The organism is Cytobacillus stercorigallinarum, from assembly GCF_014836495.1.
Taxonomy (GTDB): domain Bacteria; phylum Bacillota; class Bacilli; order Bacillales; family Cytobacillaceae; genus Cytobacillus; species Cytobacillus stercorigallinarum.
Genome location: NZ_JACSQT010000001.1, coordinates 751,013 through 768,743 on the forward strand (window position 1 = coordinate 751,013; position 17,731 = coordinate 768,743).

Consider the following 17,731-nt stretch of genomic DNA (forward strand, 5'->3'; position numbering starts at 1 on the left):
AGAAAAAGAGGGGACTGGCGCGACCATTGAAATCGTTAGAAGAATATTTATGCCATTTAGAAGGTAAAGGATTTCAGCTTGAAGAAGATAGTATAGGCTTTATATACTTCGGTAAACATTACACAAATGCACCAGATGAATTAGTAAATACAGCAATAGAGATGACATTAAAGGCGCAAAAATCATTTGATGGCAGTTTTTATTTATCACTGTTAGAGCGTTTTATGGGAAATAATATTCCAAACCGCAAAGAAGCAATTAACTATATGAAAACCAGTTTGCATATATCGATTTAAAACATAAAAAATGAACAAGCGGTGATGCGAAGGCTTGTTCATTTTTTTGTGATTGAATTTTCAGTAGGCAGGTCAGTAAATCGATTTTTTTGCGGCCACTCAGCTAATATCATACCGAGTAGAATGAATAGGCAACCAAATATGGCAATGATCGATAAACGATCTCCAGCAAAGATAAAGCCTGTAAATGCAGCGAAAACAGGCTCCATTGCAAATATAACAGCAACTCTTGTTGGTGAGGTAAACTGCTGGAAATGTGTTTGTGCTAAAAAAGCCAGCCCGGTAGCAAAAATACTTGTAATGAGTAAAGCGAAGATAACCTCTTGCCTGAATAATAATTCACTATCATAAGACCACCCCTCATAGAATAAGGCTGCAATAATAGAGAGTAAACCGACAGTTGTTACTTGTATAATCGTTAAAATAATGGCTGAATGAGCCTGGGCAAATAGATTTGTTAATATGATGTGCAAAGCAAAACCTAATGCACAGATGAATACAAAACCATCACCTTTATTAAAAGGAGAGATATCTTGTACTGTTAGTAAGTAAAGTCCCACTGTAGCGACAAATACGCCAATAAAAGCATAACGAGTAATCTTTATGTTTAATATAAAAAGCGATAATATAGGTACAAGAATGACACTCAAACCTGTAATGAAGCCAGCTTTACTAGAAGAAGTATAATGAAGTCCAATGGTCTGAAATGTATAAGCGATAAAGAGACACAAACCTAATAAGATACCTGCCATTAGTGTACGTTTAGTTAGTTTTTGCCACTGCTTCCTATAAAAAATAATCGCTATTATTGTTAAGAAAAATGCAGCAATAAGAAAGCGGATACCATTAAAAGAAAAGGCGCTAAGAGATTGGAGAGCGTTTTGTACAAGAACAAAAGTAGATCCCCAGATGAAGGCAACAAGTAGAAGAGAGAGGTCTGCTATTTTAGTTGACTGCCACATTATTTTTTGTTTTTCCGAATGGCTACTCTTGCCAATTCGTCCGCAGCTTTATTTTGCACACTTGGGATCCACTTCATAAAGAAAAGATCGAACTGCTTACTTAATTCAAGCGCCTCATCAAGAAGGGGAGCAAACTTTTTATTACGGGCAAACTCTTTTTCAATACTCGCATTGACAACTTGTGAATCAGTGCGAAAGGAAACGGTTCGATAATTATTATCTAAGCAAATTCTTAATGCTAAAATCAAAGCGTGAAACTCCGCTTCATGGTTCTCCATTTCTCCAAGTGGAATACTATGCCTCTCTACATTTCCGTTCACTTTTATAAATATACCTGCACCACTGGGGCCAGGATTACCAGCACTTGCACCGTCTATATATACTTCAATCAATGCAAATCCTCCTTTTATGATAAAATAATGAAAGTTCTTTGTCATGTGATGAAGGAGAAACGTTCATAATAATCGTATAACAATGAAGAAATAATTTGCTACAGAAAGACATATGATGAAAAATACAAACTACAAGTAGTGTAGCATACAAGCAGCTTATTGTTGAATCATCATTTTATTAAAAGGCGTGTTAAAATAAATGAAATATCAATTGAATGCAGTGTATAAACTAAAAAATAATGAAAGCTATCTATTTACTTCCGAATGGTTAGATGGTGAGTCTGCTCTTGATATGGGAGAAGAGCTTTCCCATCATCCGAAATGGACAGAAATTAAGTGTTTTGATGAAAACGGTACATCTTGGACAATAAAAGAATTAAATAAGCTATTAGAAGAAGTAGAGGAAGAACCTCATGATTTAGTGATTTATTTTGATGGTGGCTTTCATAATGAAACGAATACGTCAGGCTTAGGCGCCGTTATCTACTATCGACAAGGAAAGAAAAAGTACCGTATAAGAGCAAATGAGCGTTTTCACGAATTAGAATCAAATAATGAAGCGGAGTATGCTGCCCTTTTTTTTGCTCTTTCGCAATTAGAAGAATTAAATGTTAGTCGCCAGAGTTGTGAAGTAAGAGGAGATGCAAAAGGATTATTAATGCAATTAGCTGGCGAATGGCCCTGTTATGAGAAAGTGTTAAATGATTGGTTAGATCGGATTGAGGAAAAGGTAAGCCTATTATCATTAAATGTAACGTACACTCCTATTGTAAGAAAGGAAAATCAAGAAGCACATAAGTTAGCGACACAAAGTTTAAACGGGAAAAAAATCTATAGTAAAATGCAGTTATTATAGGAAGGAAGGTTTATTGTGGATGAGAAAAAGAAATTAGTAAAAGAAGTGGATCAAGTCATTGATTTTTATTGTGAGGATTGTTTTTTATATAAATATCATCGCAAAGAATATGGAAGAAACTTTGCCCACCGATTTTGTATAACCAAATGTACGGTGGGAGAAAAAATCCAAAATATTGGCAAAAATTTTACATAAATAAAAGGCTGGCAATTTTGCCAGCCTTGATTATATACAGATTAAAGTTTTACAACGTTAGCAGCTTGAGGTCCGCGGTTACCTTCAACGATTTCGAAAGAAACTTCTTGACCTTCTTCTAAAGATTTGAAGCCTTCGCCAGTGATAGCTGTGAAATGTACGAATACATCGTCTCCACCTTCAACTTCGATGAAACCGAAACCTTTTTCATTGTTAAACCATTTTACTTTACCGTTTTGCATGTGAACTTTTCCTCCTAAAACTTTGAAGGCTCCAAGCCTTCAGAAAAAATTTTCATCCAACATAAACATACTGCAATATTATCATGGAATATAGGAAATATATTCTGTTAAATGATGTATTAAATATACAATACTAATCGAATTCCGTCAAGAAATCTGAAAGTTTTTTCTTTAAAATATTGTAAAAATTTCAGTTTCTTCGCCAGGGTCTGGTATTGCACTCATATGATGGGGTAGAGAATGGGTATTTTAGAGTTAGAAGTAGCTATTTTTTAAAAGATTATAAACTTCTTATGATTGGTTTGGGAAAGAATGATTAGGTTAGATAAATATAATGTATTTGATGATATAAGGAAGAAAGTGTCATAATTAATTGCAACATTCATATGATAGGTAAATCAATAAAAGAGGTGGACATATGTATCGTTTTCGCATCGATGAGAAGGAGTGGATTTTGCGATTTTCTATTAATGTGGATGCTGATGATATAGAAAAGAATATTGTTTTTCAATCGATTGTTAAAATGGGACATGAAATTTTGCACTATAATCATGGGGATTCCTTTATTTTATTCGACAAAGATATCGGTGCGATTATTTTTTCCATTGAGACAATCCCTTCATATATCCTCACTGTTGCTAATATTATCAATGAAGTCGATTGGTTCCATATTAAGAATGGAATTGTTTCGAGGAAAACAGATGAGCGCTAGTAGTATTAATTCTCTTATAAGAAAAATCTTGTTCCTGAAATGGATAAACCGAACCTTATTTAGTTTTCGGTCAATGATAAAAATTGAGAAGCCCGCTATTTGCGGGTTTTTTTGATTTGTCATGTTTACTTATTGACGGTTTTTTCACCATGAGTTAAAATGTTGCACATAGGAAACTTTTATAGATTTAGTTAAAAAAAGTGCATCTGTTAAAAAAGTCTGCATATAATCAAATAAGGAATATAAAGGGAGAGAGGTTAGACATGAAAAGATTGTTAGTTACGATGTTTAGTTTAATGGTGCTTATGCTTGCCGCTTGTTCAAGTAATGAAGCAGGAAATACTGAAAGCGATAAAGTGAAAGTAACAACGACAATTGCTCAAATAGCTGATGGGATTGAGAATATCGGTGGTGAACATGTGGAAGTAAACAGTCTTATGGGACCAGGAACAGACCCACATTTATATAAGGCAACGCAAAGTGACATTAGTCTTCTTCAAGATGCAGATATGATTTTGTATAATGGCTTGCACTTAGAAGGCAAAATGCTTGAAGTATTAGAGAAAATGGGCGAGCAAAGAACTGTTGTGGCAGTAGGCGATTCATTAGAACAATCTAACTTACTAGCTGATAAAGATAATCAAAATGCGGTAGACCCACATATTTGGTTCGATATTGATTTGTGGATGGAGGCATTGACTACAGCAAAGGATGCTTTAATTGAAGTGGATCCTGAAAATAAAGATGATTATGAAGCGAATGCAGAAGCATATTTTACAGAGCTGAGAGAATTAAAAGCATATGCTACAGAAGAAATTCAATCAATTCCAGAAGAGAAACGTGTTCTAGTCACTGCACATGACGCTTTTAATTACTTTGGTCATGCTTATGATATGGAAGTTATGGGTTTACAAGGGTTAAGTACAGACGCTGAATATGGTTTAGGGGATGTGCAACATTTAGTGGATACGATTGCTGATAGAGAAATCAATGCCGTATTTGTGGAATCAAGTATATCCGAACGTTCAATTAATGCAGTGATTGAAGGAGCGAAGGAAAAGGGTCATACGGTAAGTATAGGAGGAGAATTATACTCTGATGCTATGGGTGAAGAGGGGACTGAACTAGGTACTTATGTTGGTATGTATAAACATAATGTAGATACGATTGTCCAATCATTAAAATAAACAATGTTTTTATGTAAGTGTATATAGGAGTGATTAGAGTGACAAATCCAATAGAAATAAAAAAATTGACCGTAGCTTACGATAAAACTGCAGTATTAAAGGATATTCAATTCTCTGTACCAAAGGGGAGTTTAACTGCAATTATCGGACCGAATGGTGCTGGGAAATCTACTTTGATTAAAGCGATATTGGGCCTAATTCCTAAAGTGTCGGGTGACATAAAAATATACGGAAAACCTTACAGAGCAAAAGATCGTCTTGTTGGTTATGTGCCCCAAAGAGGATCAGTGGATTGGGATTTTCCAACAAGTGCATTGGATGTTGTCTTAATGGGGCGGTATGGCCATATCGGTTGGTTTAAACGACCAGGTAAAGAGGATATGGCACTCGCAAAAGAAAGTTTGAAGAAAGTGGGAATGGATGCTTACGCCAATAGGCAAATTAGTCAATTGTCCGGGGGACAACAGCAAAGAGTATTCTTAGCAAGAGCGCTCGTTCAAGATGCACAAGTTTACTTTATGGATGAACCCTTTGTCGGTGTGGATGCAGCGACAGAGAAAGCGATTATACAATTATTAACCGATCTTAAAGATCAAGGGAAAACGGTCATTGTTGTTCATCACGACCTACAAACAGTTGAAGAATACTTTGATCATTGTATTTTATTAAATAAAGAAGTCATAGCATCTGGTGTAACAGAAGAGGTCTTTACATTAGAACAATTACACCAAACATACGGGGGCAAGCTTGCTTTTTTAGATAAAGGAAAAGTAATGGTGGAACAAACGAGGTGACATGAGTGATGGAACAAATAGGGCAAATGCTACTAGCAGCAAATACGCAGTGGGTGTTAATTGGTACGCTTCTTCTAGGTTTAGCAAGCGGTATTTTAGGAAGTTTTGCCTTACTAAGAAAACAAAGCTTAATCGGAGATGCCGTAGCTCATGCTGCATTACCAGGAATTTGTATCGGGTTTATGTTAACAGGTGAGCGGTCACTCATCATCCTTTTAATAGGAGCGACCGTGACAGGTTTACTAGCGGCTTACTGTATTCAATACATTGCCTCCGCTTCTATTTTAAAAGAAGATACTGCCATTTGTTTAATTCTATCCACGTTTTTTGGCGTAGGTATTGTCTTATTAACAAAAGTACAGCAAATGCCTTCTGGCAATAAAAGTGGTCTAGATTCTTTTATCTTTGGTCAGGCAGCAGGAATGGTCAGTAGTGATGTGAAATTAATGGCAGGGGCTGCGGCATTATTGCTTATCGTGACTATTATTTTCTTTAAAGAATTTAAACTGATTACTTTTGATGCGGAATTTGCTAAAGGTTTAGGTTTACCGGTTAGCGCGTTGAATTTTTTATTTATGACACTTTTAGTAGCTGTTGTGGTAATCGGCATCCAGGCAGTCGGTGTCATTCTGATGGCGGCCTTATTAATTACACCTGCGATATCCGCCCGTTATTGGACGAATTCGCTTAGTAAAATGGTCATGATTTCTGGCTTATTCGGAGCGATATCAGGTGTGATTGGTACTTTAATTAGTTCACTAGATAGAGGGATTCCAACTGGCCCATTTATCGTAGTAACTGCTACAATTATCTTTATTCTATCCATTCTGTTTGCACCAGCCCGTGGTATAATCACACTTAAAATTAAACGGAGAATGACTAATCACCAGCTTCTTCGTGAACAAGGGCAGGTGAAGTAGATGAGTTATGAAATTTGGATAATGATTGTTGCATCATTAGTAGGCATTACTTGTGGCGTAATCGGCTGTTTTCTCATTTTACGGAAGTTGGCGATGCTCGCCGATGCAATTAGTCATACGGTTTTATTAGGGATAGTGCTTGCTTTTCTAATCAGTCAATCAATGAATGGTCTTTATATGCTCATAGGTGCTGCAGTGGTTGGTTTATTTACGGCTATGCTTATACAATTTCTTAATCATAAGGGCATTCAAGAAGACGCATCCATTGGTGTGGTATTTACATTCTTTTTTGCCATTGGCGTGATACTTATCACAGTGTTTGCTGATAGTGTCCATTTAGATGTCGATCATGCCTTAATGGGCGAAATTGCCTTTGTTCCATTTGATATGGTGGAGATCGCCTTTTTACCACCGCTTCCAAAAGCATTCATCATGTTAATGAGTATACTGATATTAAATATTATTTTAATGATGTTATTTTATAAAGAACTAAAAATTACATCTTTTGATCCTGCCCTAGCTGCAGCTATTGGTATGCCAGTTATGTTTATTCATTACTTATTGATGGGCATGGTTTCAGTATCAACTGTCGCTTCATTTGATAGTGTTGGGGCCATACTTGTCGTGGCGATGTTAATCGCTCCAGGTGCTTCTGCTTATTTATTAACTAATAAGTTAAGTCATATGCTGTGTTTAAGTGCTTTCTTCGGCGTACTAGCAGCGATTAGTGGTTATTATGTAGCTACCTGGATTGACAGTTCAATCTCTGGTTCAATGGCGATGATGAGTGGGGTCCTATTCGCGCTCGTGTTTATCTTTTCACCAACAAAAGGACTATTAGGTAAAAAAATCAATCAAAAACGATTCCGAACAAGAACCAACGCTACTTAAATCGTGTTCATATTTGATAAAGGCTGTTATATTGGATAACAGCCTTTATTTTAGTTGAAAAAGGGGTTACACGTAGGGGGATGCAATAAATCTTTTTTAGTAACCGACTTACAACATCGAACGCTTTACTTCTTGCTTTCTTCTCATTTTTTAGTAAGATAGAAACATACTATTTTGATAGAAAAGAGAGTAAGAATGAAACTAATTATTGCAGAAAAACCAGACCAAGGAGCTACACTCGCATCTGTTTTCCCCAAAAAGAAACACCAGGGCTATATCGAAATTCTTCCTAATCCGATCTTGACAGACGGTGGCTATATTACATGGGCAATCGGCCATTTATGTCAACTCTCTCCTCCTGAAGTATATCATTCAACATGGAAAAAATGGACATTAGATACACTCCCTCTTCTACCTAACCAGTTTCAGCATGAAGTCTCCAAAGATAAAATAAAGCAATTCCATGTAATTAAAAAGCTCTTATCACATCCAGCGGTGAATGAAGTCATTCATGCGGGAGATGCAGGTAGAGAAGGTGAGCTGATTATAAGAAATATATTGCGTCAAGCACAGTCAAATTTGCCAATGAAGAGATTATGGATTTCTTCATTAACGCCGAATGCCATTAAAAAAGGGTTTCAACAGTTATTAAATGAAGAAGATACAAGAAATCTTTTTTTTGAAGCATATACGAGGTCATGTGCTGATTGGATTGTTGGAATGAATGCCTCTAGATTATATACTTTATTATTACAACAAAAAGGATTCTCAGATGTGTTCTCGGTTGGGAGAGTCCAAACACCTACATTAGCATTGATTGTAAAGAAGGAGCTTGAAATTGAAGCGTTTGTTTCTGAACCTTTTTGGGAGGTAGAAGCAACCTTTGACATCACTGGAAAGAAATATAAAGGGAAATGGGAAGATAAAGGTAATAGTCGTATTATGGACAGCGCATTAGCTGAGAAAATTGCTTTGTTTTGTCAAGGGAAGGAAGCAACAATCGCAGATATAAAAAAGGAAAAGAAAGAATTTCTACCGCCTCAATTGTATAATTTGTCAGCACTTCAAGCAGAAGCGAATCGGCGTCATAAATTCTCACCTAAGAAAACACTTGATATTCTCCAAAAGTTATACCAAAAAGGATGGGTTTCTTATCCTCGTTCCGATTCAAGGCATATTACCACGGAGGAAGCAAACACATTACCACAAATTTTGGCTCGTTATGCAAAATTAAAAGATTATGAGGATTTCTTTCCATTGCCGTTTTCATCGATTGCGCAGAATAAGCGCTATGTGGATGAAAAGAAAGTCACTGACCACTATGCCATTATTCCGACTGAGCAAATTCCAGACTTTGCTAAACTTGCATCTGAGGAGAAAAAACTTTATGACCTAATTGCGAAAAGTGTCATCGCAGCTCACCATAAGAAAGCAATAATCGAGTACTCGACAATCAAAACTTTGGTTGATGAGCGAGCGATGTTTATTTCTAAAGGAAAAGTAATTGTTGATCAAGGCTATCGCCAAGTGATTTCTCCAGTTGAGAAAGATAAAGATGTGAATCTCCCCTTATTAAATAAAGGAGATAATGGTATAACAGAAAAAACAGAAGTAAAAGAGAGTAAAACACAGCCTCCTAAACGATACACTGAAGGTCAATTAATCACATTGATGAAAACAGCAGGCAAACATATTGATGATAAAGAACTTGAACAGGTATTAACGCAGACAGAAGGACTTGGAACTGAAGCCACAAGAGCTGGCATTATTACGATGCTAAAAGATCGTGGTTATATTGATGTGAAAAAGAATATGGTCTATGCCACTTCAAAAGCAAAGATCCTCATTATTGCGGTGGGTAAAGAGATATTAGCATCTCCTGAAATGACGGCGAAATGGGAGCAACGCTTAAAGCAAATCTCTAAAGGAGAGGCATCACCTAAACAATTTATGGATCAAACGAGTCAAATGGTCCATCATTTAATTGCCGCTACGAAAGAAGCAACGAATGAATGGATATTCTCTGATGCAGACAAAGAACAATTTATCCCAAAAACATTTAAGAAAAAGCGACAATCGCCATTAGGCAAATGTCCATTATGTGAAGGTCAAGTGGTAGACAAGGGTAAATTTTTTGGTTGCAGCAACTATCAGAAAAAGAATTGTACATTTACCTTATCTAAGAAAATTCTTGGTAAGTCAATGACACAAAAAATCGTTAAACAACTATTAAAAAGTGGTGAGACAGACGTGCTGGAAGGTTTCCAAGGGAAGGACAAATTGTTTGCCGCAGCATTGCTATGGGATAATAAAGAAAATAAAATAAAATTTAAGTTTCCAAACTAACTCTTTCCGTCTATTCCCATATCTTCCTTGTTTCAAGAGGATTCTTATAGTAATATTTTAAGTAGTGGTTTTTCATTTGCGTTATATCTACGTATGAAACCACTATCATTATGCTTTTTTTTGATAAAGTAAGTGGCTATACTGTATGTAACAAATATCGTTTATCATAGATGTTAGCCTTTTTTGGGAGGATCCACATGCCAACACCTAGTATGGAAGATTATATAGAACAAATCTATTTGTTAATTGAAGAAAAAGGCTATGCACGCGTTTCTGATATCGCAGAAGCATTATCTGTCCACCCTTCTTCAGTCACAAAAATGGTGCAGAAATTAGATAAAGATGAATATCTCGTATATGAAAAGTATCGTGGTTTAGTATTAACGACAAAAGGAAAAAAAATAGGCAAACGTCTTGTTTATCGCCATGAATTATTAGAGCAAATGCTTCGTATTATTGGTGTGAAAGAAGAGCATATATATGAAGATGTTGAGGGAATTGAACATCATTTAAGTTGGGATGCGATTGACCGCATTGGTGATTTAGTACAGTTTTTCGAAGAGAATGAAGATAGAGTAGAGTCACTAAGAGTTGTACAACGAAAAAATGAAGAAGAATAAAAGCGGAGTTATGGAGGGTGGATAACTCTGCTTTTTTTTATCATTTATATAGACAGAAAATTAAATTTTTTAATTCGAAATAGGTATAAAAAGGGTTAGGTGAATATTTGATGGCTGAATTTGATTGGAAAAAGGCATCCGCTACTGAATGGGATAAACGGTCGGATAGCTGGCATGAAAGATCGGCAAGTATGTGGAATGAAGGGAGCCGCAAGGAAATTATCCCACTCTTCCTCCAATATTTAAAAGCGAATAATCATGTATGTGACCTTGGGTGTGGTGATGGGATGGGGGCTTATAAGCTTTCAACACATGCAATCAAAGTGATCGGGGTCGACGTATCTGATGAAATGATAATGAAGGCAAAACGTGTGAACGACACGAATGAAAACCATTTTATCAAAGGCGATTTATCGGCACTTCCATTTGCTGACCATCATTTTGATGGTGTGTTGGCAATTAATTCTATGGAATGGACGGAAGATCCGTATCATGCAATGAAAGAGGCTGTGAGAGTATTGAAGCCGGGTGGGTATGGGTGTTTTGGGATACTTGGACCAACTGCCGGGCCTAGAAACAATAGTTTTCCGAGATTACTAGGAGAAAAGGTTATTTGTAACACGATGATGCCATGGGAGTTTGAACAGCTCATGCAAGGACTTCCAATGAAAAAGGTGGCAGAGCAAGGTGTATATAAAAAAGCTGCAGAGTTATTACCTAAAGGAGGATTACCTCTTCAATTGCAGCAATCATTATCATTTATGTGGATTTTTATTTTTCAAAAGGAGTGAGCTTATGAGTAGGTACTCATTATCAGAGTTTATTGAGAAAACAGAGCAAGAAGATAGAGGTCAAGGGTTATTTGAGTTAGAAACGGATCGCTTATTAGAAGTAAACTTACAACAACAGATTTGGGCAAAAGCAGGTTCCATGATTGCCTATGAAGGCCAAATCAAATTTGTTCGCGAAGGTATTTTAGAACATGGAATTGGGAAAATGTTCAAACGTGCTTTCTCTGGGGAAAGCACAGCTCTTATGAAGGCAACAGGTAGAGGGAAACTCTATTTAGCGGACCAAGGAAAGAAGATTTCTATTATCCGTTTTCATAATGATACATTATGTGTTAGTGCCAATGATTTATTAGCGTTTGAGCCAAGTTTGAAGTGGGACGTCAAGCTGATGAGAAAAGTAGCAGGCATCGTTTCAGGTGGGCTTTTCAATATTCGCCTAGAAGGGGAGGGAATGGCTGCAATAACGACTCACTATGAACCATTAACACTAAAGGTAACGCACGATAAACCAGTATTAACAGATCCCCATGCAACGGTCGCTTGGTCTGGCCATTTGCAACCGGAATTCGTTGCGGATGTCTCATTCAAAACATTTGTCGGCCGTGGGAGCGGGGACTCAGTACAAATGAAATTTTCAGGCGAAGGTTTTGTCGTTGTCCAACCATTTGAAGAAGGTGGCTATGTCCAGCAGAATTAGCATTTAGGGAAAAATGAAATGGTTGTTTGGCGGAATTGCCTCAAAAGAGAGACGAGCAATGAAAATGACCTAAGGGAGCAGTGCAAAAAGGAGAAACACCGTTTTGGAAAAAAACCGATCTGATAATGCTGCCATAATGAAATCCAGTTCCTAAGCGGAATCGCTCTATAATCGTTATATTATGCTCAATGCGGAAGTAATCAAAATTCTTTTTGAGATGGCTATTTTGACTTGTTTTTGTCAGAATCGAATCCACTCATCTTTCAAATGCCTACTCATTCAAAATCATTTCCCATTCACAACGTATTTAAAATAAAAAATAGCTAATCCGTATGACGCCACACGGATTGGCTATTTTTAATCCCATTCATAGGGTGTTTCTTGATAAACATAGTAATTTAACCAGTTGGAGAATAATAGATGGGCATGCGAACGCCATTTGTTTTTTGGCGCCTTGGTTGGGTCATCATTGGGATAATAGTGATTCGGAATGGCTATGGGTAATCCTTTTGCCCGATCTCGCTCGTATTCTTCAGCAAGTGTGGTTGCTTCATATTCAAGATGACCAGTAATCATAATTTGTTTACCTTCATTGGCGCTCATAATAAAAGCACCCGCTTGAGGTGATGCAGCAAGAACTTTGACCTTGCTATGATTCTTTAATTCTTCTAATGATATATCCGTATGCCTTGAATGGGGTGCGACAAAAGTGTCATCAAACCCGCGTAATAAGTTTTCTGACCAATTTTCTACATCATGATCAAAGACACCGAAACATTTTTCTGGTAGCTCAAATTTATTAATATTGAAATGATGGTAAAGTGCTGCTTGCGCTCCCCAACAAATATGGAGTGTGCTTGTGACATTGGTTTTCGTCCAGTCCATTATTTCTTTTAACTCTTCCCAATAATCGACTTCTTCAAAGGAGAGTAATTCAATTGGGGCACCCGTAATAATCATGCCATCAAATTTTTTTTGTTTGATTTCAGAAAATGTTGAATAAAACTGCTCAAGATGTATGTGGCTTGTATTTTTCGATTGATGTGTAACGGTTTTTAACAAGGTAATATTCACTTGAAGTGGTGTATTACCCAATAACCTTAATAAATGCGTTTCTGTTTTTTCTTTTTGCGGCATGAGGTTAAGTATAAGTATGTTTAATGGGCGAATATCTTGCCCCTTAGCGCGACCTTCATCCATAATGAATATTTGTTCTTCCTCGAGAATTTCCCGTGCTGGAAGTCCTTGTGGAATGGTAATTGGCAAGCGATCATCCCCTACTGTGTGAAATTTCAATAAACTTATTATAAAGACGTTTAACTTATTGAGCAACCTTGAAACCTTAAAATTATAATTAATTTGAAAATTTCTCTTCATATATCATTATTTAGATTTAGGAAATGATACAATAGTAACGCTTGCAAGTGACAACTGGTATAGAGGAGAGGTAGAGCGATGGGGAAATATGTGAAGTCAGATATTGAAATTGCCCAAGAGACAACAATGAAACCAATTAACCAAATTGGAGAAAAGCTCGGACTTACGACCGATGATCTAGAGCATTTTGGTAAATATAAAGCGAAACTTACGGCTGAAACACTTAAAAGAGTTGAAGAAAAGGAAAATGGGAAATTAATTCTTGTTACAGCCATTAATCCCACACCTGCAGGAGAAGGAAAATCAACTGTTACTGTAGGATTAGGTGATGCATTAAGTCTGCTAGGCAAGAAGTCGATGATAGCCATGAGAGAACCATCTCTAGGCCCAACAATGGGCATTAAAGGTGGAGCGACAGGAGGCGGATATTCACAAGTCGTGCCGATGGAAGATATTAACCTTCATTTTACAGGTGATATCCATGCGATTACAACAGCAAATAATGCCTTATCTGCCTTAATCGATAATCATATCCAACAAGGAAATGATCTTGAAATTGACCAGAGAAGAATCATTTGGAAAAGAGTGATGGATTTAAATGATCGTGCGCTAAGAAATGTCATTGTTGGCCTGGGTGGTCCTGCCCAAGGTATTCCGCGCGAAGATGGCTTTGATATTACAGTTGCCTCTGAAGTAATGGCAGTTCTTTGTTTAGCAAAAGATCTAGGTGATTTGAAGAACAGACTAGGCAAAATGATTATTGCTTATAATAGGAACAAACAACCGGTTACGGTGGCTGATTTAGGTGCGGAAGGTGCCTTAACCCTGTTATTAAAAGAGGCGATAAAGCCTAATTTAGTCCAAACTTTAGCTCATACACCTGCACTTATACACGGTGGACCATTTGCGAATATTGCGCACGGTTGTAATAGTGTTATCGCGACAAATACTGCTTTGAAGTTAGCTGATTATGTTGTAACAGAAGCGGGATTTGGCGCCGACTTAGGAGCAGAGAAATTTTTACATATAAAAGCGAGAAATATGGGTGTCAGTCCTGATGCAGTTGTCATTGTGGCAACGATTCGTGCACTTAAGATGCATGGGGGCGTCGCAAAGGAAAATCTCGCTTCAGAGAACACGGCTGCACTAGCAAATGGGTTTGCTAATCTGAAAAAGCATGTTGAAACAGTTCAGAGTTTTGGATTACCGTACGTGATCGCACTTAATCGCTTTAATGGTGATTCTACAGATGAAATTGCGACTTTTAAAGAGTTATGTGAGGAGCAAAATATGCAGTGGTCTCTAACCGAAGTATGGGCAGAAGGAGGTACAGGTGGTTTAGAGTTAGCAGAGAAAGTTTTAGAACAAATTGCAAAAACAGACCATTCGTTTACGCCACTTTACAATTTACATGACAGCTTAGTAGAAAAAATTGAAACAATTGCTAAAAATGTGTATGGTGCTAGTGGAGTGGAGTTTACTCCGTTGGCAAAGAAACAATTAGCCGATTTTGAACGCTTTGGCTGGTCTCATCTCCCTATTTGTATGGCTAAAACCCAATACTCATTATCCGATGATGCCACAAAATTAGGTCTTCCTTCAGACTTTACGATAACTATAAGAGAATTAAAGCCTTCTGTAGGTGCCGGTTTTATTGTGGCATTAACAGGAGCGGTGATGACAATGCCTGGGTTACCTAAAGTACCTGCGGCGATGCAAATGGATGTGGATAAACATGGACAAGCGAAAGGATTATTTTAATCAATATAAAGGGGAATTGATACATTGTTTGACCCAATAGCTTTTGATAATATGAAGGTTGTTTTAGAGGGGCATCTCTATGATTTTGATCTAACCGGTGAAATGAAGATAATCGATCGAAATGATTGGATGAATCTAGCGAAATTTAGCCGATGTTATGACATCACTTTTACGGATACAACCGTTACTCACACTTTATCTGCTAAAATAACCTTACAGGCAAATTTGCAGCAAATCACGGCGGAGTTGCAGGCTCCGCAGCCATTTGCAAATGAAATTGGCGCTCATCTTTCCATTTCTTTTATCCTGCAGAAGCAGGATGAAAATAAGTTAGAATCAGCTTACGAGCAAGTTGTTAAACAATGGGGGAATCGCCGCACTATTCAACAACGGTTAATAAAGTTAGAGAATGAATGGACACAAGAGATAGTGGTCAAATTTGACAGATTGATAACAGAAGATCAACTAGAAGACTTACTTGATTTAATTGATCACACACAACAAACATTAATAGTATTAGATCAATATTAGAGGTTTGAGGCAATAGGTGAATGGATTTATTACATGGCAAGGCTGAAAAGCTGAGCTTAGTAGATAAATCCACTTCCCTAATGTCTCGGCCTTTTTTATATAAAAAATTGTATGAGTAAAGTTGTTAAGCATGAATATATCACGAATCGTCATTTTTCATGTTACAATTAGCTATTAGAATAGTTAATAGCCTAACCGCAAAATAGCTGGTTTAGATAGATTAATGAATGGATGGTCGAAATGAAAAATATATCTTTAGAAAATATAACAAAAACTTACGGTGAAAAAGAGCTATTTAAGCAAATTAATTTTACTATTGGCGAAAATGATCGCGTAGGCTTAATTGGAGTAAATGGAACAGGAAAGTCCTCACTGTTAAAAATCGTCGCTGGTATTGATTTGCCTGATGCTGGAGAGATTATTGCGCCTAAGGATTATTCAGTCTCCTATGCTGAACAAGAACCTAAATTAGACGAACAATTGACTATACTTGAACAAGTATTTGCAGGCGATTCTCCTTTACTCGTGCTTTTAAGAGAGTATGAGCAAGCATTAATAACTTTGCATGAACATCCAGATCATACTGAAGTACAGGAGCATCTTTTCCAATTACAAAAAAAATTAGATGCTAATAATGGCTGGGAGGCAAGTACAAACGCCAAAACGATCTTAACAAAACTAGGTATTACCGACTTTGAAAAAAAAGTTGGTGAATTGTCAGGTGGACAAAAAAAACGGGTAGCGTTAGCGCAAACGTTGATACAAGATAGTGATCTATTAATTCTCGACGAGCCAACGAATCATCTTGATCATGAATCGGTTCAATGGCTAGAAGAGTACCTTACCCGCTACCGGGGAGCGATTCTGCTTGTAACACATGATCGCTATTTCCTTGATCGTGTGACAAACCGGATGTTTGAACTTGATGGGGGACAATTATACAGTTATAAAGGTAATTACGGAGCATTCCTTGAGGCGAAAGCGATTCGTGAGGAGAATGAAGCAGCTGTCATCGATAAACAACGGAATTTATATCGTAGAGAGTTAGAGTGGATGAGACGCGGTGCCAAGGCGCGGACAACAAAACAAAAAGCGCGAATCGATCGTTTTGATCAATTAGATGAAAAATTGACAAATATTACTTCAAGTGAAAAATTAGATATGTCTTTAAGTGGTAGTCGTTTAGGAAAGCAAGTATTTGAGTTGAAATCAGCGACGAAATATTATGGTGATTTAGCCATCCTAAAAAACTATGACTTGCTAGTGAAGCCGGGTGACCGACTAGGCATTATTGGTCAAAACGGGACAGGGAAAACAACTTTTCTAAATATTTTAGCTGGCAAGTTTCCGTTAGATCATGGTGAAAGAATCATCGGTCAGACGGTTAAAATCGCTTATTACACACAGGAAAGCGAAGAAATGGATGAAAGCAAAAGAGTAATTGAGTACTTAAAGGAAGCGGCCGAAGTAATCGAGACAACTGATGGAAAAACGATATCTGCTGCACAAATGCTTGAGCGTTTTCTGTTTCCGCCTTATATGCACGGCACATTAATTAGAAAACTATCAGGTGGGGAAAAGCGTAGGTTATATTTATTGAAAATCTTAATGACTTCACCGAATGTATTGCTTTTAGATGAGCCGACAAATAATCTTGATACGCAGACGTTAACGGTGCTAGAGGATTATTTAGAAAGTTTTGCTGGTGTGGTTATAACAGTTTCACATGATCGTTATTTTCTCGATAAAGTCGCCACTCAATTACTTGTATTACAAGGTAATGGAGAAATAACTAGTTATTATGGGAATTATAGTGAATACCTTGAAAAATCAAAACAAGAATCAAGTAAAAAAGCAGAAGAGAAAAAAATAGTAGAAGTAAAGGAAGAAAGTAAACCGAAAAAGAAAAAGCTTTCCTATAATGAAGCAAGAGAATGGGAGCAAATCGATGACAAAATGGAAGCGATTGAAAGTCGTTTGAAAGAAATCGATGAGGATATGAACAATATTGGTAGTGACTTCGAGAAAGCGCAACAGCTCATGGATGAACAAAAAAAGCTAAATCATGATTTAGAATATCTAATCGAACGTTGGAGTTATCTGTCTGAATGGGCAGATGCTTAATGATTGTAGATAAATGAAAGTAGACGATGATTTATGT

19 protein-coding genes are annotated in these 17,731 nt (G+C 37.0%); 15 read left to right on the forward strand and 4 right to left on the reverse strand.

Annotated elements, in window-relative coordinates:
- Positions 1–26: 26 nt before the first annotated feature.
- Positions 27–296 carry a DUF6123 family protein gene (locus tag H9655_RS03800; protein WP_191811007.1) on the forward strand — a complete coding sequence of 90 codons (270 nt, stop codon included), beginning with the start codon at positions 27–29 and terminating at the stop codon, positions 294–296.
- A 38-nt stretch (positions 297–334) separates the two neighbouring features.
- Here H9655_RS03800 and H9655_RS03805 read toward each other — a convergent pair whose 3' ends face one another.
- Both H9655_RS03805 and H9655_RS03810 read right to left on the reverse strand, forming a co-directional pair.
- Entirely contained in the window at positions 335–1,258 is a 924-nt protein-coding gene (locus H9655_RS03805) for a DMT family transporter (RefSeq protein WP_191811010.1), read from the reverse strand.
- Complete coding sequence (locus H9655_RS03810; protein ID WP_191811013.1) at positions 1,258–1,650, reverse strand: reverse transcriptase-like protein; 393 nt, start codon at positions 1,648–1,650, stop codon at positions 1,258–1,260. The genes H9655_RS03805 and H9655_RS03810 overlap by 1 nt, the downstream gene beginning before the upstream one ends.
- A gap of 199 nt (positions 1,651–1,849) precedes the next feature.
- Here H9655_RS03810 and H9655_RS03815 point away from each other — a divergent pair, with 199 nt between their 5' ends.
- Positions 1,850–2,506 (forward strand): reverse transcriptase-like protein, encoded by a 657-nt coding sequence (locus tag H9655_RS03815; RefSeq protein ID WP_191811015.1) that lies wholly within the window; start codon positions 1,850–1,852, stop codon positions 2,504–2,506.
- A 15-nt stretch (positions 2,507–2,521) separates the two neighbouring features.
- Positions 2,522–2,701: a zinc-finger domain-containing protein gene (locus H9655_RS03820; RefSeq protein WP_191811017.1), complete on the forward strand. Its 180-nt coding sequence runs from the start codon at positions 2,522–2,524 to the stop codon at positions 2,699–2,701.
- Between the two features lie 41 nt (positions 2,702–2,742).
- On the opposite strand, the gene cspD is transcribed toward H9655_RS03820, so the two are convergent.
- Complete coding sequence (cspD, locus tag H9655_RS03825; RefSeq protein ID WP_053476725.1) at positions 2,743–2,943, reverse strand: cold-shock protein CspD; 201 nt, start codon at positions 2,941–2,943, stop codon at positions 2,743–2,745.
- 418 nt (positions 2,944–3,361) lie between these two features.
- On the opposite strand from cspD, the gene H9655_RS03830 reads away from it, so the two are divergent.
- From H9655_RS03830 to H9655_RS03870, 9 genes are all read left to right on the forward strand, one after another.
- Positions 3,362–3,655, forward strand: coding sequence for a hypothetical protein (locus H9655_RS03830; RefSeq protein ID WP_191811019.1), 294 nt, complete (start codon positions 3,362–3,364; stop codon positions 3,653–3,655).
- A 263-nt stretch (positions 3,656–3,918) separates the two neighbouring features.
- Positions 3,919–4,842 carry a metal ABC transporter solute-binding protein, Zn/Mn family gene (locus H9655_RS03835; RefSeq protein WP_191811021.1) on the forward strand — a complete coding sequence of 308 codons (924 nt, stop codon included), beginning with the start codon at positions 3,919–3,921 and terminating at the stop codon, positions 4,840–4,842.
- A 38-nt stretch (positions 4,843–4,880) separates the two neighbouring features.
- A complete protein-coding gene (locus H9655_RS03840) occupies positions 4,881–5,636 on the forward strand; it encodes a metal ABC transporter ATP-binding protein (protein WP_191811023.1) in 756 nt (251 codons plus the stop codon).
- Between the two features lie 8 nt (positions 5,637–5,644).
- Positions 5,645–6,556, forward strand: a complete 912-nt coding sequence (locus tag H9655_RS03845; RefSeq protein WP_191811025.1) for a metal ABC transporter permease — start codon at positions 5,645–5,647, stop codon at positions 6,554–6,556.
- Positions 6,557–7,447 (forward strand): metal ABC transporter permease, encoded by an 891-nt coding sequence (locus H9655_RS03850; protein WP_191811027.1) that lies wholly within the window; start codon positions 6,557–6,559, stop codon positions 7,445–7,447.
- Between the two features lie 195 nt (positions 7,448–7,642).
- Positions 7,643–9,793 carry a DNA topoisomerase III gene (locus H9655_RS03855; RefSeq protein WP_191811029.1) on the forward strand — a complete coding sequence of 717 codons (2,151 nt, stop codon included), beginning with the start codon at positions 7,643–7,645 and terminating at the stop codon, positions 9,791–9,793.
- Positions 9,794–9,990: 197 nt separating this feature from the next.
- Positions 9,991–10,413, forward strand: coding sequence for a transcriptional regulator MntR (gene mntR / locus H9655_RS03860; RefSeq protein WP_191811031.1), 423 nt, complete (start codon positions 9,991–9,993; stop codon positions 10,411–10,413).
- A gap of 110 nt (positions 10,414–10,523) precedes the next feature.
- On the forward strand, positions 10,524–11,204 hold the full coding sequence (locus H9655_RS03865; RefSeq protein ID WP_191811033.1) for a class I SAM-dependent methyltransferase: 681 nt from the start codon (positions 10,524–10,526) through the stop codon (positions 11,202–11,204).
- Between the two features lie 4 nt (positions 11,205–11,208).
- Positions 11,209–11,901 carry an AIM24 family protein gene (locus tag H9655_RS03870; RefSeq protein WP_191811035.1) on the forward strand — a complete coding sequence of 231 codons (693 nt, stop codon included), beginning with the start codon at positions 11,209–11,211 and terminating at the stop codon, positions 11,899–11,901.
- A 357-nt stretch (positions 11,902–12,258) separates the two neighbouring features.
- Here H9655_RS03870 and metA read toward each other — a convergent pair whose 3' ends face one another.
- The gene (metA, locus tag H9655_RS03875; RefSeq protein WP_191811037.1) at positions 12,259–13,167 is read right to left on the reverse strand and encodes a homoserine O-acetyltransferase MetA; all 909 of its coding nucleotides are present in this window, start codon (positions 13,165–13,167) and stop codon (positions 12,259–12,261) included.
- A 189-nt stretch (positions 13,168–13,356) separates the two neighbouring features.
- Between metA and H9655_RS03880 the strand changes: the two genes are divergently transcribed.
- From H9655_RS03880 to H9655_RS03890, 3 genes are all read left to right on the forward strand, one after another.
- The gene (locus H9655_RS03880) at positions 13,357–15,039 is read left to right on the forward strand and encodes a formate--tetrahydrofolate ligase (RefSeq protein WP_191811039.1); all 1,683 of its coding nucleotides are present in this window, start codon (positions 13,357–13,359) and stop codon (positions 15,037–15,039) included.
- Positions 15,040–15,063: 24 nt separating this feature from the next.
- Positions 15,064–15,570: a hypothetical protein gene (locus tag H9655_RS03885; protein ID WP_191811041.1), complete on the forward strand. Its 507-nt coding sequence runs from the start codon at positions 15,064–15,066 to the stop codon at positions 15,568–15,570.
- 240 nt (positions 15,571–15,810) lie between these two features.
- On the forward strand, positions 15,811–17,694 hold the full coding sequence (locus H9655_RS03890; RefSeq protein ID WP_191811043.1) for an ABC-F family ATP-binding cassette domain-containing protein: 1,884 nt from the start codon (positions 15,811–15,813) through the stop codon (positions 17,692–17,694).
- Positions 17,695–17,731 lie beyond the last annotated feature (37 nt).